Below are 25,925 nucleotides of genomic sequence, written 5' to 3'. Positions count from 1 at the left end.
CACCCCCGCACTATGTCATCACTGTACAAACCCGACCGCGCCCTGCTGGAGCGCTGGATGGAAGAAACCAAAGTCGCCTTCGATCTCTGCGGCGAATGCGAGGGCCTGCATGTGCGTGCGCTGCAGGCACTGGATGGCGTGGTGGACAGCCGGATCATCCTCGAGCATTACGGCCTGGTGTTCAGCACCGGACTGGAAGTGCGCCCCATGGCCCTGCTGCCACTGGCGGCAGACCTCGGCCGCATCAACATGGACTACCCCTACCTCAAGGTGTTTCTCGACATCATCGACGACGCCACGCCGCAGCTGGTGATCGCCGGCTTCCTGCCGGTCCACAGCGGCATCACCCGCGACCAGTTCGCCGCCTTCGTGGTGATGGTGATGGAGGGTACCCGCCAGCTGGCGGAGGAGTGCCTGCGCCTGGACTACCTCTTCCCCGAGGGCGACCCGCAGCGCGGCGGCCCCAGTCGGGCCCTGCACTGAACCCCCGCTAACGCACCACGGCAGTGCAAAAGCCTTACAACGGTGCGGCACCTGGCTATTACCCCGCCAGCCATTGCACTGCCGCCAGCCCCCGGAATCCCTGATTGGCCGCCCCCGGGCCGGGGCCTCCTCCTGTTTTTGCCGCTCAGCCGCTACTGGCACAGAGATTGCTAAACACTGATCGAGCGACACAGGCCAGTTGGCGGCGGCTCACACAATTCGGCTTTCCATGGACAACGGCGTCTACCTTCAACTGCACTGAAGTGCGGTGAAGGGGCGCCGTTTTTTTATCCCTGGATAACTGCCCGCCACCACTGGCCCCAACATTCACACATCAACGGGGCACCACTCATGGCCTATCTACTTCCCTCGGAATTCGCGACCAAGATGGTCGACGCCGGTGAGGCAAAAGTTTTCATGTCCACCCGCGACACCTTGATCCGCGCCTTCATGGCTGGCGCTATCCTGGCGCTGGCCGCGGTCTTCGCCATCACCATCACCACCCAGACCGGCAGCCCGCTGCTGGGGGCCGTACTGTTCCCGGTCGGCTTCTGTATGCTCTACCTGATGGGCTTTGACCTGCTCACCGGGGTGTTTGTGCTGGTGCCGCTGGCGTTACTGGACAAGCGGCCCGGGGTGACCATGAACGGCCTGTTGCGCAATTGGGGGCTGGTGTTTACCGGCAACTTCGCCGGCGCCCTCACGGTGGCCTTTATGATGGCCTTCGTCTTCACCTTCGGCTTCTCCACCGAACCCGGGGCGGTGGGCGAAAAAATCGCCACTATCGGTCACGCCCGCACCGTGGGCTACTCCGAGCACGGCTTCGCCGGCTGGATGACCATTTTCTTCCGCGGCATGCTGTGCAACTGGATGGTGTCCATGGGCGTGGTCGGCGCCATGATCTCCACCCATGTCAGCGGCAAGGTCATCGCCATGTGGATGCCGATCATGCTGTTCTTCTACATGACCTTCGAGCACTCGGTGGTGAACATGTTCCTGTTCCCGTCCGCCATCATCATGGGCGGCGACCTGTCCATCTACGACTACTTCATGTGGAACGAGATCCCCACCGCGCTCGGCAACCTGGTGGGCGGCCTGGCCTTCACCGGCCTGACCCTCTACAGCACCCACGTGCGCACCGCACCCAAGCGTGAACAGCCCGGTGCTATCGGCCAGCCGGTGACCAACTGATCACCAGCGCCATGCAAAACCCGCCCCGGGCCGGCCTGGCCCCCGGGGCCACTGCGGCACCCGGGGTCAGCATTGGCCAGGCCAGCGACCGCGGCCGCAAACCCGCCAACCAGGACTGTCACGGAGCCCTGGTGCCAGCGGAGCCGCTGCGCACGCTGAAAGGGATCGCCCTGGCACTGGCGGACGGCATCAGCAGTTCACCGGTGAGTCATATCGCCAGCGAAACCGCCGTCAAAAGTTTCCTCGAAGACTACTACTGCACTTCCGAAGCCTGGACGGTACAGACCGCCGCCTCGCGGGTGGTCGCCGCCACCAACTCCTGGCTCTATGCCCAGACCCGCCGCGGCCCCCACCGCTACGAGCGCGACCGCGGCTATGTGTGTACCTTCAGTGCCCTGGTACTGCGCGGTCATAGTGCCCACCTACTGCACGTCGGCGATTCGCGGATTTACCGCTTGCGCGACGGGGCACTGGAGCAACTCACCCACGACCACCGGCAGTGGGTTGCCGCCGACGAGAGCTACCTGAGCCGCGCCCTGGGCATGCAGGATAAGGTGGCCGTGGATTACAGCAGCCTGCCCCTGCGCCCCGGCGATGTCTTTTTGCTGGCCACCGACGGCGTCTACGAATTCCTGCAGCCGCAGCAGATACTCGATGCCCTGCAGTCCCCCACGGAGGACCTGGACAGCGTGGCCGGCACCCTGCTGCAATCCGCCTTCGACGCCGGCAGCGCGGACAACCTCACCCTGCAGATTGCCCGAATCGATCACCTGCCCCAACGCGCCGCTGACAATCTGCAGGCCCGGGCCGAGGCCCTGCCCCTGCCACCGCCCCTGCAGGCCGGACAGCACTTCGACGGTTACCACATCCTGCGCGCCCTGCACCACAGCGCCCGCAGCCACACCTGGCTGGCGGAGGATGCCAGTAGCGGCCAGCAGGTGGTGATCAAGACACCGGCTACCGAACAGAGCGACAACCCCGCCTACCTGGAGCGCTTCCTGCTCGAAGAATGGATTGCCCGCCGCATCAGCAGTCCGCACGTACTGCAGGCGGCACCGGTCGACCGCGAGCGCCAGTTTCTCTACACCACCACTGTATACCTGGACGGGCAGACCCTGGCCCAGTGGCTGCGCGACAATCCCCGACCCTCACTGGAGACCGTGCGCGGCATTATCGAACAGGTTGCCCGAGGTCTGCTGGCCTTCCACCGCCGGGAGATGCTGCACCGGGACCTGCGCCCGGAAAACGTCGTGATCGATTGCCACGGCACAGTAAAGCTGATCGACTTCGGCGCGGTGTACGTTGCCGGGCTGGCGGAACTGGGCCGCGAGGAGGATCTGCAGATTCCCGGCACCGCCCTGTACTGTGCGCCGGAGTACTTCCTCGGCCAGACGGGCTCCGCACGCTCTGACCTCTATTCCCTCGGCATCCTCACCTACTATTTGCTGAGCGGCGACTTTCCCTACGGCCCCGGTGTCGCACGGGCGCGAAGCCTGCAGGCCCAACGTCGCCTGCGCTACCGCAGCCTGGCGACTGATGACAACGATGTTCCTGCCTGGGTCGACGCCGCCCTGCGCCGGGCAGTGCAGATGGACCCCATGAAGCGCCAGGGGGAACTGTCGGAATTTCTCTACGAACTGCGCCACCCCGGCGCGGACTTCCTGGCCCGGGACAAACCGCCGCTACTCGAGCGCAATCCCGTGGCCTTCTGGCAGGGCGTGGCAGTAGTCCAGCTACTGCTGATCCTCGCCCTGCTCCACCACTTGCTGTAAACCCACCATCAACGGAGTGAAACCATGATCCGCAACCGTGAAGACGTTACCCATCTCATCATCGCCAACAAGGTCAGCAGGGGCATCCGCTGGGCCCAGGTGGCCAAGGCCGTGGGCCAGTCCAAGGAGTGGACCACCGCCGCCTGCCTCGGGCAGATGACCCTGAACAAAGAGCAGGCGGAAACCGTGGGCGAACTGTTCGGTTTGCCGGACGAGGCAGTCGCCTGGCTGCAGATTGTGCCTTACAAGGGTTCCCTGCCGACTGCCGTGCCTACCGATCCGCTGATCTATCGCTGGTACGAGGTAGTCAATGTCTACGGCACCACTATCAAGGAGCTGATTCACGAGGAGTTCGGCGACGGCATCATGAGCGCCATCGACTTCAACATGGATATTCAACGCGAGGAAAACCCGGCCGGTGACCGGGTCAATGTGGTGCTTTCTGGCAAGTTCCTGCCCTACAAGGCCTATTGAGCGCCGCTGGAAAAGCGGGGCGGCTCAGGCCGCCCGCGTCAGCACCACCGGCATCTGCTTGAAACCGTGGATGTTGTTGGAGCGGATGAACACCGGTTCGCCAACCGCCTCGATACCATCGCCGAAGGCGCGGAAGAACTCCTCGAAGAAGACCCGCGCCTCCATCCGCGCCAGATTGGCGCCGAGGCAGAGGTGAATACCGTGACCGAAGGCCAGGTGCGGGTTGGGATCGCGCCGGATATTAAAGTCCAGGGGGCTGGCAAACACTTCTTCGTCAAAATTGGCCGAGCTATAGAGCATCACCACCCGGTCACCCTCGGCGATCTTCTGGCCCCCCACCTCGGTATCGCAAGTGGCGGTACGGCGGAAGTAGTGCAGCGGGCAAGTCCAGCGCAACATTTCCTCCACCGCCTGCGGCAGGCCCGCCGGTTCGGCCAGCAATTGCTGATAGAGGGCCGGGCGCTTCAGCAGTTCATGCATGCCGGCACTGATAAGGCTGCGCGTCGTCTCGTTGCCCGCCACCGTCAACTGCACGAAGAGGGAAGCGAATTCCATCTCCGACACGGTGTGGCCGTCTACCTCCTGGTCGATCAGCAGGGTAATGAGGTCATCGCCGCCACGCCCCTTGCGCTCGCTGGCCAACTGGAAGCCGTAGGTGCCCATGTCGATGGAGGCCTGGGTCACTTCCTCCGGCGTGCCCCCGAGATCGGGATCGGTGCCGGACGTCTGCAGGTCGGACCAGCGGCGAATCTGCGGCCACATATCCTCGGGGATATCCAGCAGAGAGCAGATCACAGCGGTCGGCAAATCGCCGGCGAGGTCGTCGACAAAGTTCACAGGATCGCCGCAGCGGGCTGACTCCATCACACCGCGCGCAATTTCCCGCACCCGCGGTTCCAGCGCTGCCAGCATGCGCGAGGTGAAGCGCGAAATCACCGCGCGCCGGATCGGCCCGTGCTGGGGCGGGTCCATGCCCAGCAGTTGCGACTGGGTCATGGTGAGAATATCCGGCGGCATCTCGTCCACCATGACAAAGCCGCGCTGGGCAGAGAAAGTCTTGAAATCACGCGACACGGCGGTGACATCGGCGTGGCGGCTCAGCACCCAGTAGCCGCCGCCGTCCGGATGTGCATGCCAGTAGACCGGCGCGTTGGCGCGCAGCCAGGCGAACTGCTCGTGGGGAATGCCGCTGGTGTAGCTGTCCGGGCTGTAGATATCGATATCCATCGTCAGTCCGTCACCAGCACATTGGGCCGCGGCAGGCCCTGTTCTTCACACATGGCGTAGTAAAACGCCAGGGTCAGCGCACCGTCCACCACCGAGGTGATATTGCCGCCGGCATCGAGATTGATGTTGGAGCCGTACATCTGGAACCAGACCCGGGTATTGTCCTCGATGCACTGCAGGGTGTGCTCTGATCCGGCCGGCTCGTAGAGAAAGGAGCCGGCACGATTCACGTAGTCGTACTCCCTGTACTTCCAGGCGCCGGACGTGGTGTAGCCGTATACCGGCCCGGTATGGCGGTGGGTTTCCACTTCATAGCCCGCCTGGAAGATATTCTCGATAATCCACAGGCCTTCACCGGTGCGGACCTGCAATACCTTGAGCTTGCTGCCATCTCCGATATCGACGAAGGGCAGATCGTCCGCGCCGAAGTGCACGGCTTCGGGTGAATTCATACGGGGGCTCCTGATTGGCTGATTGTAATTATTGCTTACGGTGTACAGAGCATCCCTAGACTAGCGCGCCCCGCCCCCGTCGGCGAAGCGCACAGCATAAATTGTTGAGCCGACGGGGAGATCAGCGCATGCGAATCACCAGATTGCGGATTTCAGTCATGTCCTCCATGGCAAAAAGCACCCCTTCGCGACCAAGACCGGAGTCTTTCACTCCGCCGTAGGGCATATTGTCCACGCGGTAGGAAGGTACATCGCCAACCACCACGCCGCCCACGTCCAGCACATCCCAGGCCTTCTGGATCTTGTAGAAATCCCGGGTGAACACACCGGCCTGCAGGCCGAACCTGGAATCGTTGACCTCTGCCAGGGCGTCGTCGAAGGATTCGAATGACGACAGGATTGCCAGCGGACCAAAGGCCTCCTCCGTATAGGCGCTAGCGCTGCGATCCACCCCTTCCAGCAGGGTAGCCTCGAGCATTGCTCCATCACGCTTGCCGCCACACAACAATCTGGCGCCACCTGCTACCGCCTCCTGGATCCAGCGATCCAGGCGCGAGGCTTCGCCCTCGGAGATCATCGGACCGATGAAGGTGTTCTCATCGCGCGGGTCACCAGCGATCAGAGATGCCGTTTTCGCCACCAGTTTTTCCTTCACTTCAGCATAAATTGACTGGTGGATGATGATGCGCTGTACGCCGATGCAGGACTGGCCTGACTGGTAGAAGGCTCCAAATATGATGCGTTCCACTGCATCGTCGATGTCCGCATCGTGGTCGACGATCACCGCTGCGTTGCCGCCCAGTTCCAGTACCACCTTCTTGCGACCGCACCGGGCCTTCAGGTCCCAGCCCACCTCAGGGGAGCCGGTGAAGGACAGCAACTTCAGACGATCATCCACGGTGAACAGGTCGGCGCCATCACGGGAACAGGGCAGGATGGAGAACGCCCCGATCGGCAAATCTGTCTCCGCCAGCACTTCGCCCATGATCAGCGCCCCCAGGGGAGTGCGCGACGCCGGTTTCATCACGAAGGGGCAACCCACCGCCAGTGCCGGAGCGATCTTGTGGGCCGCCAGGTTCAGCGGAAAGTTAAAGGGAGAGATAAAGGAACAGGGACCGATGGGCACCCGTTTCCACATGCCGCGATAGCCGCGCGCCCGGGGAGAGATATCCAGGGTCTGCAGCTCACCTTTCATACGGGTGGATTCCTCGGCGGCAATGCGGAAAGTATCGATCAGCCGCGTAACTTCCCCCCGGGCGTCCTTGATCGGCTTACCCGCCTCGATACACAGGGCCACGGCCAGCTCCTCGGCCCTCTCGCGGAAGCGCTGCACACAGTGATCCAGAACCGCCTGACGCTCATAGGCTGCCATGCGGGCCATGGGCTCTGCGGCATCCACCGCCGCTGCGATACCACGGTTAATGGCGGCGGAGTCGGCCAGGGCTACCCGGGTCGCTACTTCGCCGGAATATTTGTCGGTAACCGCCAGGTCAGTATTGGGTGCCTCGGCCCGGTTGGCCAGGTAATAGGGGTAACTGGATTGCAACACACTCATGCTCGAACCTCTGCAGGGTAGATGAAAAAATAATGCACTGTTTGATTCTAGATATTCAAAAGGGATTGCGAGTGACTTTTTTCATCGACGGTATGGAACCCTTCTGTTAGGCAATGACCTGGATTTAGCGCGTCAGCGCACGGCTTCGATATGCAGATCAAGCTCGACAACCTGGGAAGCAGGACCAAGGTCATAATCGATACCGAAATCCTTCAGACGAATCTCGGCTTCGCCTTCAAAGCCGACCCGGTAGCCACCCCAGGGATCTTCACCTTCACCTACCTTTTCCACTTCGATGGTGACACTGCGAGTTACACCTCGAAGGGTGAAGTCACCGACTACATCAAAGGAGGTGCCATCGTCTTCGATGTTGGTAATTTGCTTGCTGACAAAGGTAGCCTTGCCAAAATTACCGGTATCGAGAAAATCATCGCTGCGCAGGTGCTTGTCGCGCTCGGCATGATTGGTGTCGATCGAGCCGGTTTCAATCGTGACATTGACTTTGCTGGCGGCAACATTGGCGGAATCGTAGCTGACGCTGCCGCCAAAGGTAGTGCCGCCAGGCCATGCAGTGCAGCCAGGATCACCACGGCCCAGGACGCCACTCGATGCAGCCAGCCAGCGCGGTCGCCCCCTTCCGGGCTCAGTGTCAATAGCACCGGAAACTCCACCCGGTTGAACAGCATCGGGCCCTGCCCTTTGGCGGTAGTAATGAGGTAGCCGCTGACCAGAATCACCAGCAGGCCGAAATACAGCAGTACTTTGACACTCCCGGCTGCCGCACGCGTGGTTCGTCCGTGGGCCTGATCGGCGAGCATTGTCCTGCAGCGTCCTGTTGAAGGTAGGTTCATGGGCATTATCACTACCTTCTACCACTGCTGAAATCAAAGCTGAAAACAATTCCGTGTCGCGGCACCCGCTGCTCCGCCACGGAACCTGTGTGAGAATGGCCAACATGACCGCCTACCTGACCCTGTTCGGCGCCGCCTTCCTCGCCGCCACCATCCTGCCAGCCTATTCCGAGTTGCTGTTCCTCGGCCTGTTGCGGGAGGGCTACAACGCCTGGGCCCTGTGGCTGTGGGCCAGTATCGGCAATACCCTCGGTTCGGCGGTGAACTGGGCGCTGGGTCGCTACCTGCTGGCCTATCAGGACCGACGCTGGTTTCCCTTCCGCGCCGAGCGCCTGGGGGCCTCGCAACGCTGGTTCCAGCGCTACGGCGTGTGGAGCCTGCTGTTCGCCTGGCTCCCCGTCGGCGGCGACGCCCTCACCTTTATCGCCGGCATGATGAAAGTGCGCTTCGACCTGTTCCTGGCCCTGACCTTCATCGGCAAGAGCGTGCGCTACGCCCTGCTGGCGGGGCTGCTGAGCCTTATCTGACCCTGTTTGCCCGGATGGGATAAACAACCGGTGATGTAATAACAAAACAGTCTAAAAGCCAGCCCTGCGCTGACTAACCTGAAGGCGTGAACCGGTGCGAGGAAGGCGCCGGTCAACAATAACAGCGACAGCAGGAGGCAAACACCATGGCATCGCGCACCTCTCTCATCCTCGCCGCCGCCCTCGGCGCCGGGCTGGCCCTGCCCGCGGCCACCAGCCTGGCGGAGCCGGGGGACTACGGCTTCTGGAAAACCCTCGGTAACCTGGTCAGCCCGCCGCGGGCGAACAAACCGGTCAGCTTTGCCGAAACACAGGGCATGTACCCCCTGCAGCAGCGCCCGAGCGGCTTCAGTGACGGCTTTTCCCCCGGCGACTACGACAACTGGCAACAGGTGGATGTACCGGTCAGCAGCGGCGCCATGTGTGGCAACGGCTCACCCTACAAGTTCTTCGTGTACCGGGTGCCGGACACCAGCAATACCATTATGTACTTCGAAGGCGGCGGCGCCTGCTGGGACTACGCGAGTTGCTCCGGGCAAACCGGTATCCGCGGTGCACGCAATCCCAACGGCATTCCCGACAACTATGTCCAGAACATCAACCTGCTGGACTTCCAGAACGCCGCCAATCTCGGCACCGCGGCAGCGTCGCCGCTGATCTACACCCACCACCCCTATAACCAGTTCAAGACCGGCGAGTGGAACATCGTCTACGTGCCCTACTGCACCGGCGACATCTATGTTGGCGATCGCACCGCGGAATACGTCAACCCGGACAACAGCAACGAGACCCTGGTGTGGCACCACAACGGCCTGCGCAATGTGCAGTCGGTAGTGTCCTGGGTGCGCAACAACCTGCAGGAGCCGAAGCAACTCACGGTAGCCGGCTGCAGCGCCGGCAGCATCGGCGCCCTGCTGAACTACTCCAAGCTGCGGGGCCACTTCGGCTCCACCTACGGCTACCTGATCGACGATTCCGGCCCGGTGTTCAATGCGCCGCTGACCTCCGGCGATACCGCGAGCTATCCCTCGGTGCCCCTGCACCAGGAAGTGCTGTCGTCCTGGACCGATACCAGTGTTATCGGCAATCCCGCGGCCGAGCATCCGCTGAACATGCTCGGCGCCATCACGCCCGGCTTCGACAGCAACCGGCTGGCCAGTCTTTACGGCGGGCTGTCCGGTAAATTCCCCGGTGACCGCCTGGGCATCACCCACTTCCTGGCGGACGGCAATTTCAGTTCCTACTCCTATGAGCGATTCTATGCCGACATCGGCAACGATCCCGACCCCGACTCCAAATTGAACAAGTTGCGCACCCTCTGGCAAAAAGACACGGCTGAAAACCTCGTTCCGCTGCTCGACGCCACCGGCAACTGGAGTTACTACTTCCCCCTCTACCGCGACTTCAACGAGAGCCACTGCGTATCCGTGCTGGACTTCCGCTATGGCGAAATCGAGGAGCTGGGGCTGGATACCTATGACTTCATGAACAACGTGGTGAACTACCGTGGCGGCCCGCCGCTGCGGGCGGTGGAGTCACTCTCCAGCAGTGACTACGCGGACAATCACGACTGGTTCTACGACCTGGTCGGGGGGCTGTTGTAGTTCAGTTGTCAGACGCTGACTCGCCATAGGCCGCCATGCGCGCCTCCAGCAGGCGCTGGCGCAGGTAGGCCTGGCGAGTCAGGCCGTTGGGAATGTCATCCATGGCCGCCACTTCATCCATGATCTGCCGCTCGCGCTGCTTGTAATCTGCGAAGGCAGGGTCCCGCTCGGGCGAGTCGTCGCGCGCCGCCTGCTCGGCACGCTGGCGGTACTGCGCCAGCAATTCCGCCGAACGCCGCTGGAATTCCGCTTCGCTGCCGCTGTTGCGCTCCAGCCAGGCCAGCTTGAGATACAGGGCCTCAAAGCCCATGACCCGCCCGTCGGCCTCCACCTGCTCAATCAACCGCCAGGCCGCCGCGGCGGACAGCTCGCTGGCATCCGGGTTGGCAAAATAGGCCTGCAGTGCCGACTTGTCCTGCTCCCGCGACAGATAGCTGGCGATACGGGGATCGGCCAGATCGAGCGGTGAGGGCATATCTCCAGCGCCGCCAGTGCTGACATCAGTGGATTGCTCACTCACAGCCGTTGCGGCCCCATGCCCGCCGGTGCCGTGCTGCTGCACAGACGACGGCACAGCCGCCGCCGCGGCAGCCTGCGACTCCGACTCACTCGCCGTGCGCGTCCACACCAGCACGGCGAGCAACAGCGCAAGCAGCAATAACGGCAGGATGACTTTCATCGGTTCAGCAACCCACGGCTCCCTTGATCTACACCGCAGCTTAGCCCAGCATCGTGATACTCACAGCCCCGGTGAATCCGCAATGCAAAACTTCCGCCCTGTCATTACCGCACTCCAGACGGTCGGCGCAGCGCTATGCGTACTGCTGGCCGCCTGCAGTGCGGAACCAGACGTCGACCCCGTTCCGCCTGGCGCCACGGTGCTGGCTTTCGGTGACAGCATCACCTTCGGCACCGGCGCCGCCCCAGGCGAGTCATACCCGGAGCAATTGGCCGGCCTTAGCGGCTGGAAGGTGGTCAACGCCGGCATCCCGGGGGATACCGCCCAGGCGGCAGGCAAACGCCTGCCGGGGGCGCTGGAACAGCATCAGCCGGCGCTGGTGATTCTGGAACTGGGTGGCAATGACTTTTTGCGCCGGCAACCGGAAGCGGCGGTGAAGGAGGATTTGCGCACCCTGATCCGGCAGGTGCAGACCCGGTCGATTCCACTGGTTCTGGTGGCCGTACCGCGCTTCTCGGTTCTACGCGCCAGTGTCGGCGCGCTCGACGACGCCGCTATCTACCGGGAACTGGCAGAAGAAGAGCGGGTATACCTGGTTGAGGATGTGCTGGCGCGCATTCTCTCCAACGAATCGCTGCGGGCCGATCCGATTCACCCCAACGCGGCCGGCTACCGGCAACTGGCGGAGCAACTCTACGCAGCGCTGCTGGCGAAGCGCCAGGGCAGCATCTCCTCGAAATTGCGCCGGTAGAAGCGATCCTTGATGTCCTCGTCCAGGTCGGCAATGGTCTCCTCGAAATAACCCATCGGGTCCGAGGTGCCCTCGGGGTGGGGATAGTCGCTGGAGAACACGAAGAGCTCGGGACCGGCATCCTCGATCATGCGACGCAGGTCTTCCTTGGGGAAGGGCGTGAACTTGACCGCCCGGCGAATCTGCTCCGAGGGCAACAGCTGCATGGCCTGCAGGTAGGGATCGGTTTTACCAAAGCTGCGGTGGGCGATATCCAGCTCCCGCAGGAATTCCGGCACCCAGCCTGCGCCGCATTCGATCACCCCGCCACGCAGGTTGGGGAAGCGCTCGAAGACGCCGTCGTAGACCATTGCGGTGAGGAAAATCTGCGGCCCGTAGGACAGCATGACGTAATCGGGGAAACGCAGGTTCTCGCCGCCACCGTGCAGGTCGGGGGCGCGTTCGCGGCCGTTGTTCTGAAGGGCCTTGGGCTGGGTCATGGTGCCGGGGCCAATGTGCAGGACAAAGGGCACGCCGGCCTCCTCCAGGCGCCGCCAGAACGGGTCCAGTTCGACATGCCCGGGCGAGCGCTCACCCGCGGGACCGGAGGACACCTGGATGGCTCCCGCCCCGCGCGCCAGTACCCGCTCCAGTTCTGCCAGCGCCTTGTCGGTATCGTTGAGCGGTACATAGGCGACGTAGATCAGGCGCTCATCGGCCTTGCAGAAGGCCTCCATGGCGTCGTTCTGGGCGCGCGCGCCCTGGTATAGCAGGTCTTCATCCTTCACCTGGCTGAAAATACCCAGGGCGAAGGTGCCAAACACCAACTGGCTCTGGAAACCGATACGATCGAGGGCCTGCGCCCGCTCGTCCGGGTCGAAGGCGCCGTAGGCAATCCAGCCCTTGGGTCCGTCAATCAACTTCTCTGCGGCGGCGGCAGCCGCCGCTGTATCACCCTTGCGGGATCTCGCCTCGGCAATCTGGTCGCGAATGAAGGCGGGCGCTTTGTCGTAGATATTTTTCAGGCCATCGGTGCCGCCGCCTTCGAGAAAGGGGTCCAGCCAGTCGTGGGTTTCCATGACATGGGAATCGGCGTCGTGAATCAGTCGGCCCTGTGCGTAGCTCATTGAACTCTCCTCAAACAGATCGCCCGCGCAGCGCCTAGCGGGCGCCGGGTGGGGGCGAGGGTTGGTCGGGAGCAGCATCGCCGGATGCACCCCCGGGGGAAGTCTCGGTATCGCCTTTGTAGTGGCCCTCGCCGCTGGCCAGGCCCTTCAGCGCCGCCATCACCAGATCGACGTAAAGGGCGGCCAGGGCGGCGCGATCCGCCTCTGAGGTCAGCACATGGGCCTGCAGGCGCAGCGAAGTCAGCCCACTCAACAGGATGCCCATGGCGGACGTTGCCTCGCGCAGGGACAGCCCGAATTCGGCGCCAGCCAGTTTGGCGAACTCCCTGACCGTGCGGCGGTCGCGGCCGGCCTGCTCGGTGCGAAAGCCGGCCTCGTGGGTCTGGGACTCCGCCGGACTGAACAGCCAGCCGTGGGTATCCACTGCCCCGATAATGGCGTCGACGAAGGCACGCAGCCGCCCCTCGAAACCGGTCGCCTCCACCACCCGGTCGCGGATGGTGACATGGAGCTTGGCCGCTTCCCGCTGGTAGACAGCGTTGATCACGTCCTGACGGTTGGCGAAGTGCTTGTAGACCAGCGTGCGGGTCACCCCGGCCAGCTCGGCCACAGCGCCGATGGTGATCGCCTCCATCCCCGACTCCCGCAGCAGGTCGAGCGCGATATTGATCAGGTCGTCGCGCCGCTCCTCGGCGGACATCCGGTCGGATGTATTCACCGCTGCAGATTTCGTCTGTTCCACCATGCCATGACTCCATTGCCTGTGCTGGGGCAGGCATATGGTTACATCTTGTAACCTAATGCTTGCACACTCTAAGCCCGCTAGTTACGCTTTGCAACCATAAATGTTGCACTGCCGCAGACAATAGCAGACGCCACTCAATTATCCGTATAAAACAAAGTGTTGAGGTTTCGCATGCAGAACAGCGCCGAAGGCTTTACCGCAGGACAGTCTGTAACTTCCGGATTTGCACGGGCAGCACCGGCTACTTCCAGCGCCGCCGAAGAGGCGGCGCAAGCGGGTTCCGCAACCGCGCCAATTTCGCTCGGCGACAAACTGGCCTATGGCATTGGCAGCGTGCCCTACGCCGCCAAGGAAGCCGCCTTCGGCACCTTCGTGCTGCTGTTCTACACCCAGGTACTGGGCCTCTCCGGCTCGCTCACCGGGCTGGCCATCTTCCTGTCGGTGATCTGGGACGCCGTTTCCGACCCGCTGGTGGGCGCTTGGTCCGACCGCCTGCGCACCCGCTGGGGGCGGCGCCACCCGGTCATGCTGCTGGGCACGGCGCCCCTGGCCCTGTCCTTCCTCATGCTGTTCAGCCCGCCCGCCGCCATCGCTGGCGACCAGGGCCTGCTGTTCGCCTGGCTACTGGCTTCCGTGCTTCTGCTGCGGACCTCCCTCACCGTGTTCTACATCCCCCAGAACGCCATGGGCGCCGAGATCTCCGCCAACTACGAAGAACGCTCCAGCATCGTCAACTACCGCACCAACCTGAGCTGGATCGCCGGCGTAGCGGTACCCGCCGTGTGGCTGACGCTACTGTTCGTCCCGGAAGGCGATACAGACGGCCGCTTTGTGGCGGCCAACTACCGCGCCTTCGGGTGGGCCTGTCTGGCGTTGTCCCTGACGGCCTGCCTGCTGTGCATCGCCGGCACCTGGAAGTTCATCCCGCGACTGCAGGCAGTGGCGGCCCGCAGCACGGAGAGCCCGGGGCTGCGGGGCATGCTGGCCGACACCCTGGCGACACTGAAGAACGCCAATTTCCGCCGCATTTTCATTTTCGAAATCGCAGTGGGCGGCACCCTCGGCATCCTCGGCGCCCTGCAGATGATCACCTTCACCTATTTCTGGGAACTGAGCATCGCGCAGATATCCCTGCTGGCCCTGTCCTCCCTGCTGGCGGTGGCGGTGGCCTTTCCCGGCATGGCCCTGCTGTCGCAGCGCTGGCAGAAACAATCCCTGCTGCGCCTGGCAGTGGCCGGGCTGGCCCTGAATACCCTGTGGCTCATTCCCGGCCGGCTGTTCGGCCTGCTACCCGAAAACGGCACGACTGCCCTGTTTGCGCTGGTGTTCCTCAACGCGCTGATCACCACCGTCTTCACCATCATGCGCACCGTCACCCTGCACTCGATCATGGCCGACATCGCCGACGAGCACGAGCTGGCCACCGGCCGCCGCCAGGAGGGCGTGTTCTTCGCCGCCACTACCTTTGCGCTGAAATTCGTCATGGGCTTTGGCTACATGGTCGCCGGCCCCCTGCTGGACGCCGTCGGCCTGAATGCCGGGGTGGCGCCGGGAGAGGCCTCCGACGCCGCCCTGCTGGGTATCGGCATTACAGTAGGACCGGTAATGACCCTTCTGCTACTGGTGCCCTGGTGGATGGCCAACCGCATTGATGTCAGCCGCGAACGGCTACAGGAAGTGCAGGCGGCGCTGGCAAGCAGGGACCGCTAAGGGAGAAGATCGATGAATGGTAGAACACAAGTCTCTACTCAAAACCTCGATTATTTTCTGGAGGGATTACAACTCAATCACAGGCCTTTACCCCGACCTTGTGCGCGTCAACAGTGAACACAAGATTATCGATCGCGCGATCGCGCGAGTTGTAGAGCCCGGACATGACCGAATAGCTCTCGCAGTTGGCGCTGCCGACACCACCCGACTGCTCGGCACCTTGCGCACTATAGGTGACTGTAAAGGTTATTGGCGTCGAATTGCGTATGAGCAGACTGCCGTATCCATCCACATCGATTCGTACGATCTCCAAACCGGAGTCAAATTGCTGAAGCACGACCGGCTGTAGTTGCAGTTGGGCGTTGACCGTGTCAAACGCTTCGATATCAACATCGGCCGAGTTGCGAAGCTGTCCCACGACCTTGGTCACCGACTTGAAGTAACGCACTTCGCGGGCAAGGTCACGCAGCTGGTCCAGGTCCGCCTTCGGTAGCTCAGAACGCTTGTCCCGACGATACTGCTGAATACGATCGTGCAGGGCGTCGGCTTTATCGACCTGCTGCTGTAGAGCGGTCGAATCATTCAGAGAGCCGCGAAAATCCTCGATCAAACCCTGGTATTCTGCATCGAAGTCCTCTGCGAACGCTGCGATACTCGTGAAGAGACAGCTACCCAGGAAAACACCGAAGAAAACTGAGGCGATACTTTTGCTCATGAAAGTGTCCATTGTGCAGGAGTGGCCGATCAAAAGATTCTAGAACAGATTTGGCGTTCTGGCCGACTTCCCGCAGGGGCATGGCGGGCCTCGACCATTCCTCCACACTAACCTGTGAATGAACTCTGAGCATCTGGACCAGCGCTTTGTGACGAAGCACGCCACCTGATCCGCCAGCCACGACAAAAAAGGGGAGCAAAGCTCCCCAGGACGAGAACCACGGCACTATGCACCTGCCGTGATAGAAGCTTATCCGCAGGTGCTAGCGCTGATAGCGGTTGCCGTAGCCTTCACCGTCATTCAACAAGTCGCGCTGGGCGCGGCGCGCGTCATTAACCACTTGGGGTTCGGTGTCGAAGACCATGACCGGCCGCTCTTCCAGGTTGTAGGGCTGCCACTGCGGTAGGTGCGGGTTGTTCGGATTGCCGCTGCGGGCGAAGGCAATCCAGGTGTCGGCCATTATGTCGGCCACCGCCTGCTGCTCCTCCCCGACACCGGACATGGCTTCGGAGTTGGCCACGTTATCGAACACAAAGCCGATCTCCAGCGCATGGGGTGAACGCCACTTGCCGCCGTCCACCGGGGTGTCCCAGTTGAACAGGTAGAGGTAGACCGGCGCGCCGCCCTGCTTCACCTTCTGCTCCGCCTGGCGCACATGGCCGGCGAGCCAGCGGGCGTCGGTGGTGGCCTCGAAGTAGATATCCGCGGGCTCCGCCTCCGGTTCCAGTTCGCGATAGCCGGCGATAATCGCGGCCGCATCCTTGTCCGGATAGGTGGCCGTCAGCGCTTTTTCCAGTCCCTCCCAGCTCAGGTCGAACAGGGCGGGGTTGGTCGCACCGAGAAAGATCGAGCTCTCGGTGCGATTGCTACCGAGCATCATCGGCACATCGCGCCCACTCGGCGCCGCGTCGGGCTCGAAGGGGTGGCGGGTCAGGATACGCCCGTCAAAGGTGGGCGCCGTGGCCGCGCCGGTGTCCTTGTAGGCGCTGACAATGGCTTCCGCCGGCAGCGAGCGGATATCGTCGATGCTGTCCTCATCCAGGCCGAGATTGGCGACCACCTGGTCCGCCGCGGCGCGGGCGGCATCCTGCTCGGGAAAGCGCAGCATGGCCCCCGATTGCACCACGGCGCGATGGAACAGTCCCTTCGCCGCTTCGCTGGCCATCAGGGTAGACACTTTGGCGCCGCCGCCGGATTCCCCGAAGATCATCACGTTGTCGGGGTCGCCCCCGAATTGCTCGATATTGTCGCGCACCCATTCAAGGGACTGGATCAGGTCGAGGATGCCGGCCACGGAAGAATCCCGGTAGCTGTCGCCGTAATCATTCAGGGCCAGGTAGCCGAACACGTTCAGGCGATGGTTGACCGTCACCACCACCACGTCGCCGCGGCTGGCGAGACGCGTCCCTTCGTACGCGGTGGAGGAACCATCGCCCTGGGAAAAGCCACCGCCGTGGAACCAGACCATTACCGGGCGCTTGGCGCCATCGGCCAGGGCTGGCGTCCAGACATTGAGAAACAGGCAGTCTTCGCTGAAGGGTGGCACCGGGGTGGGCCGCCAGGAGGCAAACAGGCCGCCGCCGCTGCCGATGGGCGTTTGCGGGCAGGAGGCGCCGTACTCACGGGCCGGGGCAATGCCATCCCAAGCCGCCGGTTTACGCGGGGCGGCAAAGCGGGTAGTGGCGGTATCGGCGCCGTAGCGAATGCCTTTGAAGGCGAGCACGCCGCCCTGTTCGACACCCTCGACCTTGCCGGCACCGATGGTCGCCACCGGCCCCTGTGCAGTCCATCCGGACTGTGAATGCAGGGCCAGGACGACACCCAGTGACCCGAGAATGGTTTTCAGTTTCGCTGCCTTCATTGTTTTCCTCGTTTTGGCATGGCACCTGCCGGTGCTGTGAATGGTGCGAGAGGTCTCACTCTCCCGACTGGGGCGGGAGGATGACGGCATCCGGACCCGCGTAGTATTTCCCACTGCGATCCGGCACGATGCCGTTGACGACATAGCCGGCAAAGGGGGCCTTGTAGTTGTCCTCTTCAGCCACATCACGGTAGGAACGCACCTGGGCCACTTCGCGCGATGCGTCGGGCTCCATCACAAAGGCCGGTACGGCATCCACCCGCAGGGCGTAGGAAATGTGTGTGCGTTCGCCGTCACTGCCCGGCGGGCTGTAGTCGGCGCCTCGCTGCAGCGCGTAGTAAACCCCGGGCAGTTCCACCCAGGTGAGGGATTCGATCACCGGCCCACGGGCATCCACCCAGCCTTGATAGACCGGCATCCATGGCCGGTAGCCGCCAATCAGCCCCTGCAGGGAACCGTCCGCCTGCATGGTCAGGCGCAGGCGCGCCTGCAGCAGTTCCAGTTCGCGGGTAAAGCTGGGGTCGCGCAATACCACCCGCGGCGACGGCTCAGTCGAGTGAATGACGCCGCCTTCCGTGCGGGCTGCAAAAATCCCCTCGAAGACCTGGTGAGGCTGGATACGGAAGGTGTAGTCCGCCACGATTTCACCATTGCCGCCTTTGACCAGCTTGTCCTCGCTCAGATAGATACCAACACGCACATTGTCGTCGTTGCGCTCATCGTCGCCCTCGCCGCTGGCGACAATCACCATGGTCCAGCCGCCGTTACGCATGGCGTCGTTGAAGGTGAGCGCTCCGCCGGACAGACGGTGCGGGCCGCGGTAGGTCTTCCAGCACCCGAGGGTGCGATAGAAGGCGTTGTCGATACCGCGCTCGCCCTCGGGGCTGACAAAGCCGTTGCCGGGATCGCCGTCGAGATCGAAGCCCTCGCCGATATCCCCGCTGACACCGGTCAACCCCGGATCGGGGTAGGTTTCCGGGTGGGTGTAGACGTTGGCCCGACCCTCGCCGCGAAAGGCCATCTGGTTCTGGCCGTTGCGGGGGCTGCGGGTGGGATTGGCGGGGTCGCGCAGCCACTCGGCCTCCGCCCGGCTGTAGCCGGCCCTCACCAGTACCTCGACCCAGTCGATTTCCGGGTTGGTACCGGCGGGGCAGTCGCTGCCCGGGTCAATCACGCCGCTGTCGGCGCCGTAGTACATGGCGGGCTCGTTCCACTCAATCACCCAGGAGCGCGTCCACCCGGCATGGGCCAGCGCCGGCAGTAGCAGGCCGGCAAGCAGCAGGCCCTGTAAAACAGCTTGTTTGCGTTGCATGGTTGCCGCCTCCCTAGGCCATCACTTCCGACACCGGGCGCGCGGTTTTCATGGTGCCCCTGCCGAACTCTCCCACCGGTGTATCCACCAGCTGCATCGCCGTGAGGGAGACGCGGGTCACCGGCTCGCCCGGTTGATGGATATGCTGGCCTGCCCTGTGCCGGCCGCCGGCGCCACCGGCGAGGAACATGGGAATGTTGTCGATGGAGTGAATCTTGGCGTAGCCGGTGTCGCTGAAAGCCATCACCAGCGTGTTGTCCAGCAGCGTGCCGTCACCTTCAGGCACCGCATCCAGCTCCTCCAGGAAGGCACCAAAGCCCTCCATCACCTGTTCAGCCAGGCGGCTGGTTTCCGGCTGGTAGCCCAGCTTCGCATCGGTGGGTTCGTCGTGGGTAATCTGGTGGTAAATCTTGCTGTTGCCCGCCATGTAGGTCTCCGAGGCACCGGAGGTATGCACGAAGTTGAAGGCGCGGGTCTGGTCGCAGGCCATGCCCATCGCCAGCAGGCGCGCCATCAGGCGGGTGTTCTCGTTGACCACGTCAACCGAGGCCCCGCGCGGCAGTTCACCCGGCTCAACCGGCGGGTTGCAGGCCTCGCGTTTCTCCGGCCGTTCCAGCTGGACCGCAAGCTGGTTTTCCATATCCCGCACCGACGAAAAGAACTGATCCAGCTTGATGCGATCCGCCTGCCCGACGGTCGACATCAGCGCCTGGCGCTGTTCCTTCACCGCCGACAGCACACTCTGGCGCAGCATGATGGAGGGGTCCGGTTGCCAGTTGTCGCTGTTCGGATCCTGGAAGCCCGCGCCAAACAGGCGCGTATACAGCCCCAGCGGATTGACCTCGGGCGAAGCGAAGGTCTTGCCGCTGCGGGTGGAATAACTGACCGGCGTGCGCGACATGGAAGCGTCGATATCCACGCTCTTGAAGCGCGTCGCACCGCCGAGGGCGTCTGCCACCCGGGTGTCGAAGGACGCCTCGTCGAAACTGCCGGAAGCGGTCGGCGCAACGCCCGACAGGATCGAGGCGTGACCGCTCCAGTGCACCAGGTTTGCACGGCCTTCGGGAATGGCACGAAAGCCGGAGAACACCGAAACCTTGTCTTTTACTGCGGCGATGGCTTTCAGCTCGGGCGTGATTTCATAGCCCGGGCCGGTGGTCGCGGGCACCCAGCGGGTGCCGCCGGCGGGGGTATCGGTGAGCCCGAGCCCCCAGAAATAGGTGCCAAAGCGTACCGGCAGCCTGGCGCCGCTGGCGTAGGCACTGGCATTGCTGTTGAGAAATACATCGAGAAGGGGCAACCCCATGCATACCGCGGTACCACCGAGGGTGCCGCGCAGCAGGGAGCGCCGGGTAAATTTTTTGCTCATGGTTCTTTCTCCTCTTATCGGCCGGTGGCGCCGGCGTCGCGCGCATTGGCGCCTGTCGCCGCCAGCCCTTCGGGAACCAGTACATTGAAGAAGGCCGGCGCCACGGCCATGCGCTGCATCAGGCCCGGCAGGCGGTAGCCGTCGCCGGCGAATTCGCGCGTGCTGCGCCGGATGAATTCAGCCTGTTCGGGTGCCGGCAGCTGCCCCGCGCTGTAGGCGTAGACATTGCGCACCAGGCAGGCGGGTATGCGCTCGTCTGTGCGCAACAACTGCCCCAGCCCCCCGGCGCCCACAAAGGCCACACCATTGAGGGTGGCGCTGACATCGATCAACTGGCCGTTCTCGTATTTGCGCAACTGGCCGAGGCCGTCGAAATGCTCCAGCGCCAGCCCCGGGGGATCGCTGCGCCGGTGGCAGGCCACGCAACCGGTGTTCTCCATGTGATCCAGCAGACGGCCGCGCACAGTGCCGGCCTTGCTGTCCTTGACCTTGGAGAAATCCACATCGGCGGGCGGATCGGGCGTCGGCTCGCACATGAAGATTTCATGCAACTTGATGCCGCGACGAGTCGGCGACGACGTGCCCGGATGGGCAAACAGGGAGAGAAAACCCACCTGGCTCAGCAGCCCGGCGCGTTCCGAGTCGGGCGTGAAAGTATAGGGCGCCCACGCGGTGTCGGCCGGGTAGGGAACACGGTATACCGCCGCCAGCGCGCGATTGATGTAGGTTTCATTGCTGGTGAAGATGTCGCGGTAATCCCGTTGCTGCACCAGCAGCAGATCCACCAGGGTCTTCAGCATCTGCTCGCGTGAGCTGTCGGCCACCACCTGGCTGAACTTGGGATAGATGGCCGGGTCCTTGACCAGGTTGTCGAAGCCGTCGAGTTGCAGCAGGTCACTGAAGAAGGCACGCACGCCCTCCTCGTAGTGCGGCGAATCCGCCAGGCGCGCCACCTGCGCCTGCAGTCCGTCAGCCTGGTAAAGCTTTCCGGTCGCCGCTGCGGCCAGCAGTTCTTCATCCGGCGCGCTGTTCCAGAACAGGAAGGAAAGGCGTGCGGCGCGGCTGTATCCATCCAGTCGCAGGGCGCCGGGGTTGCCCGGGTCGGGCTCTGCCATTTCGATACGGAACAGGAATTCAGGGGCGGCCAGCAGGCTGGTCAGCGCAAGCTGCAGACCCTGCCTGACATCGCCGTCGCGCGCGGCACTCTCAAGGGCGGTGTGAACGCGCACCGCCCGCTCTTCACTCGTGAGTGGGCGTCGGAACAGTCGCTCGCCATAGTGCCCGACAAAAGCCTCGGTGCATTCGCGCTGCTCATCCATAGATCCAGCCTGGGAACAGGCCGCCAGCGCATTGTCGCGGGCGGGGTCCAGTACCTGGGCGGCGATACTGCGGGCCAGACCAAAGTACTGCTCGAAGCCGGCGGAAGTCATGGACAGATCCGAATTGCCGACGGCCTGCAGGCCCTCTTCCCGCCGCTCCGGCTCGAAGCGGGCTTTGATCTCGATATCGGCACCGAAAATATCGCGGATGCTGTTGCGATACTGGGATTCATTGAGACGTCGCACCGCGACTATCACCGGCTGGTCGATGCTCAACGCTGCCGTGCCCTCTTCCACATCGCTCCCGCTACCCAGAGTTTCGAGGTAGGCGATCAGCGCCGCACGCTCCTCCGCGTCGGGTACCGTCTGCATCATCAGGGTGCCGGGGATCCACTCCCGCGGCGCGGCCAGGAAGTGATCGAGTTCGTCCTTCGTCCACACCAGCGAGCGCCGCTCCTTGAGCGCATCGCTGTAACTACCAAAGCCCGGTTCACTGGCCACAGGGCGGCCGACCACACCCGCCAGCGGCGGACCGATGGATACTTCGTGGCAACCTTTACAGGCGCTCTGGTAGATTTCGGCGCCCTTGGCAATGTCAGCGGCCCGTGCCGCCGGCCCCGACAGGGAACCGCCAACTGTCAGGCAGACCAGGGTAAGAATCGTTCTGGAAAACACGGCTACTTCCTTTGCTGCCGGGCCGCCGGCGGCGTGCCGGCCCGTTTGATCACTTCCACCAGGTAGCCCTCGGGATCACGCATGATGCCGAGGGTGGCTCCCAGTTCCGGAATGTCGCGCGCCGGCAATACGACAGTGGCACCCTTCTCCTGCCCTGCTGCCAACAGGGCCGCGGGATCGGTAGCGTGGAAGACCACGCGCACCGACTCACTCTTGTCCGCCTGTTTATCCTTGTACTGCACGAGCACCAGCGCGGCGCCCTCACCCCCTTCAGTACCAAGGATGTTCTCCGTCATGGACGTGTTGTCGAAGGAGTGCTTCACCACCAGGCCAAATATCGAGGTGTAGAATTCCGTGGCCTGCGCCAGGCTCTCAACCGGTAGTGCCAGCGCTGCCAGGGTCGGCCCAGGCGACTGCGCCTCAACCGTCTCCTGCGCCTGCGCCACAGGACACAGGGCCAGGGCACCCTGCATCAGCACCGCGGAAACAATTGCCTTTAACCCGTCCATGCCTCAGAACCCCCAGGTCACACTGAGTCCGTACAGACGCGGGTCGAGCAGGGTCGCCACCCGGTTCTGGCCGACACCCTGGCCGTTGACGCCGTAGTCGATCACGGTGTCGTCGCTGTCCATCAGGTTCCGCACGAAGGCCTGCACGGTCAGGCCGTTCTGGTCGTTGCTCGCGGTGACACTGAGGTTGGCGTTGTCCCAGCTCTCGATTTCGTAGTTGGGGCCGTTGAAATGCGTGGCGTAGCTTTCGTCCTTCCAGCTGTAGTCCGCGCGGAATACCGTGTTCCAGCCGAGAATGTCAGTGGTATAGCTGAGCCCGATGGAATAGGAGAACTTCGGAGAGTTGGGCAGTTCGTTGCCCTCAATATCGGCGATCACCCCCGGGCTTGCGGGAATGTCGATGCCGAGCGCCGCCAGCGGGTTGCCCGGGCCCGTGTAACCGCCTTCGCAAATATCGTTGCCGTCTCCGGGGGAGGCGTTGGCAAGGATGGCCGCCGGCAGCACGCCGGCATTGATCAGCGCTACCAGGGGCTCCAGCGAGGCGGTGGGCACCACGCAGCCATTTTGCGGGCTGACGATGTAGGTCAGGTCTTCGCGTCCCTGGGTGCGGTCAAAGGGATCGTAGGTCTGGCCGTCGCTGATTTCAGTATCCTGCCAGGCCAGGATCATATCGGCGCTGAAGCCATTGTCGAAGGCATACTGCGACTCGATCTCCAGGCCCATGGACTCCGCATTCACATTGGTATTGCGGGCGGAGAACTCTTCGAGGAAGGCGATCTGGTAATTCTTGTAGTCGTAGTAATAAGCCGTCACGTTGAGCAGAGCGCGGCCGCCGGCGAACATGTTCTTGGTGCCGATTTCGTAGGCGTTGACGTACTCCGGCAAGTAGGGCTCGAAACTGTCCGGGTTATTGGGCTCGTCGGGCGGATTGAATCCCCCCGCCTTGTAGCCCCGCGAGTAAGAAGCGTAGACCAGTGTCTGCTCGGTAAAGCTCAGGTCCGGCGTCCAGTCCAGCACCAGGCGGCCAGTCCACTCGTCGAAGCTCACCTCGCGCCGGGTGATCGACCCCGGGCCGCTGGGCGGATGCCCGGCGGTGCCGATACCGTCTGCCCCCAGCGGCTGGAACAGCAGCGCCGGCACGTCGTCGGAACGCTTCGTATCGTCGGTATAACGCAGGCCCAGGGTAATTTTGATGTCGTTCGCCGCCTGCCAGTAGAGCTCGCCAAACAGGGCCTGGGATTCCAGTTCGTAGGGCACCTTGACCGCCAGGTACTGATGGCCGTCATAGCCCGACTGAGCCGGGTCCGGATTCTCGTCGAAGTACAGCGGCAGGCCGGAGGCCTGGGCGAACAGCGACGTGGAGTTGGTGGAGACAAAGGTGACGTTTTCGCGTTCCACATCGAAATAGAAGGCGCCGAGATTGAAGTTCAGGGGGCCGTCATAGTCGGACTGCAGGCGGAGCTCCACAGAACGCTGCTCGGTCCAGCGATCATCGATACTCAGGGTGCGGATACCGGTCGCGGGCCCGCTCTGGAAGTCGGTGTACACACCGCCGGGGGTCAGCGGCGTATCGAAAAAGCCGACACCCGATTCGTCGCCGCCATTGCGGGTATATTCAGTGTCCTCGGACCAGCCCAGCAGCAGGTTGAGTTGCAGGCCTTCGTTCAGGTCGAGGCTGCTGTCCCAGGTCACAACGTCGTTCTCCACCACATATTCGGGGTCGATAAAGTAGGACGCCTCCCGCGGATCGGTGGATTGCGGCTGGTTGGCGAACACGTCGCCGGGCACCAGGCCCAGCAGGAAGGCGTAGCGACCGCCGAAGGTGGCAACGCTGTTGGCGTTGCCGTAGGCACTGTCCTGATAGATGCTGCCGACATCACAGCCGCGGGACAGGTAGAGACTGGCCGCTTCGTTGGTAATGGCGGTGGAGCCAATCATGTCCGGCCCCGGATCGGCGATGCACATGCTGCGGGCGCCGCCGTTGCGGGTCGAATCCTCTTCGAAGTGCTCCCAGCTCAGGGTCGAAGTGAAGCGCTCGCCGGGTGAGAAGGTGATACCAACGCGGCTTGACCACTGGTCGCGGCCATCCACGTCGTTGCCGGTGGCAATGTTCTTCGAGTAGCCGTCACGCTCTACCCAGCTACCCGCCAGCCGCGCGGCGAAGAGATCGCCGAGGGGAATGTTCACGGCGCCCTGCATTTTCTTCGAGTCGTAGGAAGCCAGCTCACCTTTCACATAGCCGTCGAACTCGCCCAGCAGGGGCTTCTGGGTAATGAAGTTCACCACACCGCCGGTTGCATTGCGCCCGAACAGGGTGCCCTGCGGACCGCGCAGGACTTCCACTCGCGCCAGGTCGTAGATTTCGCCCTGGGCGGCGCGGCTGATAATCAGCGGGACATTGTCCTGGTGCATCCCCACACCGACATCGCCGGTAGTACCGATCACCGCCCCGCCCACACCGCGGATGGAAAACTCGCCGCTGCCGGTGTAGCTGAGGTTGGGCACGTAATTCTGCAGGTCGATACTGGTGCGCACCTGCATCGCCTCCAGGCTCTGCGCCGTGAAAGCGGAGACCGCGATGGGTACATCCTGAATCGACTCGCTGCGCTTCTGCGCGGTGACGATCACCTCTTCCAGAATCTGTTCGGCCACGCCCTGCTCCGGGGACAGGGCCAGCAGAGGACTGGCGAGCAGCGCGAGCGCCAGGGGGGTACGTTTGCTAGCAAGAGTCATGACAATGCTCCCATTATTAATATTATTCGAATACTGCGAATGTATCTGAGCAGCTCACCAACCCGCAGATCACCAAGGTACCTTTCCAGTAAAATGGGTTAATACACCCAATTAATCTGGAGTAAACGCCCAACCCCGGCATGGAGAAGGCCGGAGAAGAACCCTTGGCGACCACCAAACTGGTAGTTACAGTATGTAATCTCAATAAGTTACATATTGCAACTCTTTTTGGTTTCAGTGTGTAACCTGCATGTCAACATACCCGGAGCAAGCCGCTTTCCCGTCCACTCGCCGCCGCCACGATC

At 63.0% G+C, this 25,925-nt stretch carries 22 protein-coding genes and 1 pseudogene; 8 read left to right on the top strand and 15 right to left on the bottom strand.

Features of this window, described 5'->3' with window-relative positions:
• Positions 1-12 precede the first annotated feature (12 nt).
• The 4 genes from FVW59_RS01955 to cynS all read left to right on the top strand — a co-directional run bounded on the left by FVW59_RS01955 (position 13) and on the right by cynS (position 3,920).
• Positions 13-483, top strand: coding sequence for a type III secretion system chaperone family protein (locus FVW59_RS01955; RefSeq protein ID WP_148062542.1), 471 nt, complete (start codon positions 13-15; stop codon positions 481-483).
• A gap of 351 nt (positions 484-834) precedes the next feature.
• Positions 835-1,674 (top strand): formate/nitrite transporter family protein, encoded by an 840-nt coding sequence (locus FVW59_RS01950; RefSeq protein ID WP_148062541.1) that lies wholly within the window; start codon positions 835-837, stop codon positions 1,672-1,674.
• An 11-nt stretch (positions 1,675-1,685) separates the two neighbouring features.
• Complete coding sequence (locus FVW59_RS01945) at positions 1,686-3,446, top strand: bifunctional protein-serine/threonine kinase/phosphatase (RefSeq protein ID WP_148062540.1); 1,761 nt, start codon at positions 1,686-1,688, stop codon at positions 3,444-3,446.
• A 24-nt stretch (positions 3,447-3,470) separates the two neighbouring features.
• Entirely contained in the window at positions 3,471-3,920 is a 450-nt protein-coding gene (cynS, locus tag FVW59_RS01940; RefSeq protein WP_148062539.1) for a cyanase, read from the top strand.
• 24 nt (positions 3,921-3,944) lie between these two features.
• Here cynS and FVW59_RS01935 read toward each other — a convergent pair whose 3' ends face one another.
• The 5 genes and pseudogenes from FVW59_RS01935 to FVW59_RS19880 all read right to left on the bottom strand — a co-directional run.
• On the bottom strand, positions 3,945-5,147 hold the full coding sequence (locus tag FVW59_RS01935; RefSeq protein WP_148062538.1) for a cytochrome P450: 1,203 nt from the start codon (positions 5,145-5,147) through the stop codon (positions 3,945-3,947).
• A gap of 2 nt (positions 5,148-5,149) precedes the next feature.
• Positions 5,150-5,599 carry a 2,4'-dihydroxyacetophenone dioxygenase family protein gene (locus FVW59_RS01930; RefSeq protein ID WP_148062537.1) on the bottom strand — a complete coding sequence of 150 codons (450 nt, stop codon included), beginning with the start codon at positions 5,597-5,599 and terminating at the stop codon, positions 5,150-5,152.
• Positions 5,600-5,720: 121 nt separating this feature from the next.
• Entirely contained in the window at positions 5,721-7,154 is a 1,434-nt protein-coding gene (locus FVW59_RS01925; RefSeq protein WP_148062536.1) for an aldehyde dehydrogenase family protein, read from the bottom strand.
• Between the two features lie 132 nt (positions 7,155-7,286).
• Positions 7,287-7,751 carry a YceI family protein gene (locus FVW59_RS19885; protein ID WP_484217493.1) on the bottom strand — a complete coding sequence of 155 codons (465 nt, stop codon included), beginning with the start codon at positions 7,749-7,751 and terminating at the stop codon, positions 7,287-7,289.
• A pseudogene (locus FVW59_RS19880) lies at positions 7,727-7,972 on the bottom strand (cytochrome b); the annotation flags it as partial. The gene FVW59_RS19885 and the pseudogene FVW59_RS19880, both read right to left, overlap by 25 nt.
• Positions 7,973-8,100: 128 nt before the next feature.
• Between FVW59_RS19880 and FVW59_RS01915 the strand changes: the two are divergent.
• Together FVW59_RS01915 and FVW59_RS01910 are read left to right on the top strand one after the other, a co-directional pair.
• Entirely contained in the window at positions 8,101-8,532 is a 432-nt protein-coding gene (locus tag FVW59_RS01915; protein ID WP_246139596.1) for a YqaA family protein, read from the top strand.
• 146 nt (positions 8,533-8,678) lie between these two features.
• The gene (locus tag FVW59_RS01910; RefSeq protein ID WP_148062534.1) at positions 8,679-10,136 is read left to right on the top strand and encodes a pectin acetylesterase-family hydrolase; all 1,458 of its coding nucleotides are present in this window, start codon (positions 8,679-8,681) and stop codon (positions 10,134-10,136) included.
• Between the two features lies 1 nt (position 10,137).
• Here FVW59_RS01910 and FVW59_RS01905 read toward each other — a convergent pair whose 3' ends face one another.
• A complete protein-coding gene (locus FVW59_RS01905; RefSeq protein WP_148062533.1) occupies positions 10,138-10,815 on the bottom strand; it encodes a hypothetical protein in 678 nt (225 codons plus the stop codon).
• Between the two features lie 82 nt (positions 10,816-10,897).
• Between FVW59_RS01905 and FVW59_RS01900 the strand changes: the two genes are divergently transcribed.
• Entirely contained in the window at positions 10,898-11,566 is a 669-nt protein-coding gene (locus FVW59_RS01900) for an arylesterase (protein ID WP_148062532.1), read from the top strand.
• Here FVW59_RS01900 and FVW59_RS01895 read toward each other — a convergent pair.
• Together FVW59_RS01895 and FVW59_RS01890 are read right to left on the bottom strand one after the other, a co-directional pair.
• Complete coding sequence (locus FVW59_RS01895; RefSeq protein ID WP_148062531.1) at positions 11,509-12,672, bottom strand: amidohydrolase family protein; 1,164 nt, start codon at positions 12,670-12,672, stop codon at positions 11,509-11,511. The two genes, FVW59_RS01900 and FVW59_RS01895, sit on opposite strands and share 58 nt — an antisense overlap.
• A gap of 34 nt (positions 12,673-12,706) precedes the next feature.
• Positions 12,707-13,417 carry a TetR/AcrR family transcriptional regulator gene (locus FVW59_RS01890; protein WP_148062530.1) on the bottom strand — a complete coding sequence of 237 codons (711 nt, stop codon included), beginning with the start codon at positions 13,415-13,417 and terminating at the stop codon, positions 12,707-12,709.
• Positions 13,418-13,588: 171 nt separating this feature from the next.
• On the opposite strand from FVW59_RS01890, the gene FVW59_RS01885 reads away from it, so the two are divergent.
• Positions 13,589-15,127: an MFS transporter gene (locus tag FVW59_RS01885; RefSeq protein WP_148062529.1), complete on the top strand. Its 1,539-nt coding sequence runs from the start codon at positions 13,589-13,591 to the stop codon at positions 15,125-15,127.
• Between the two features lie 73 nt (positions 15,128-15,200).
• On the opposite strand, the gene FVW59_RS01880 is transcribed toward FVW59_RS01885, so the two are convergent.
• The 7 genes from FVW59_RS01880 to FVW59_RS01850 all read right to left on the bottom strand — a co-directional run bounded on the left by FVW59_RS01880 (position 15,201) and on the right by FVW59_RS01850 (position 25,620).
• Entirely contained in the window at positions 15,201-15,842 is a 642-nt protein-coding gene (locus tag FVW59_RS01880; protein WP_148062528.1) for a hypothetical protein, read from the bottom strand.
• Positions 15,843-16,104: 262 nt separating this feature from the next.
• Positions 16,105-17,703: a carboxylesterase/lipase family protein gene (locus tag FVW59_RS01875; RefSeq protein WP_148062527.1), complete on the bottom strand. Its 1,599-nt coding sequence runs from the start codon at positions 17,701-17,703 to the stop codon at positions 16,105-16,107.
• 55 nt (positions 17,704-17,758) lie between these two features.
• Positions 17,759-19,015 (bottom strand): hypothetical protein, encoded by a 1,257-nt coding sequence (locus tag FVW59_RS01870; RefSeq protein ID WP_148062526.1) that lies wholly within the window; start codon positions 19,013-19,015, stop codon positions 17,759-17,761.
• Between the two features lie 13 nt (positions 19,016-19,028).
• Positions 19,029-20,384, bottom strand: coding sequence for a DUF1552 domain-containing protein (locus FVW59_RS01865; protein WP_148062525.1), 1,356 nt, complete (start codon positions 20,382-20,384; stop codon positions 19,029-19,031).
• Between the two features lie 14 nt (positions 20,385-20,398).
• Positions 20,399-22,378: a DUF1592 domain-containing protein gene (locus FVW59_RS01860; protein WP_148062524.1), complete on the bottom strand. Its 1,980-nt coding sequence runs from the start codon at positions 22,376-22,378 to the stop codon at positions 20,399-20,401.
• A 2-nt stretch (positions 22,379-22,380) separates the two neighbouring features.
• On the bottom strand, positions 22,381-22,887 hold the full coding sequence (locus tag FVW59_RS01855) for a VOC family protein (RefSeq protein WP_148062523.1): 507 nt from the start codon (positions 22,885-22,887) through the stop codon (positions 22,381-22,383).
• A gap of 3 nt (positions 22,888-22,890) precedes the next feature.
• Positions 22,891-25,620 (bottom strand): TonB-dependent receptor, encoded by a 2,730-nt coding sequence (locus FVW59_RS01850; protein ID WP_148062522.1) that lies wholly within the window; start codon positions 25,618-25,620, stop codon positions 22,891-22,893.
• Positions 25,621-25,925: the final 305 nt, after the last annotated feature.

The organism is Parahaliea aestuarii, assembly GCF_008064635.1.
Classification (GTDB): Bacteria; Pseudomonadota; Gammaproteobacteria; order Pseudomonadales; family Halieaceae; genus Parahaliea; species Parahaliea aestuarii.
The sequence above is the reverse complement of the archived record's forward strand: the minus strand, read 5'-3'. Positions and strand labels throughout refer to the sequence as shown.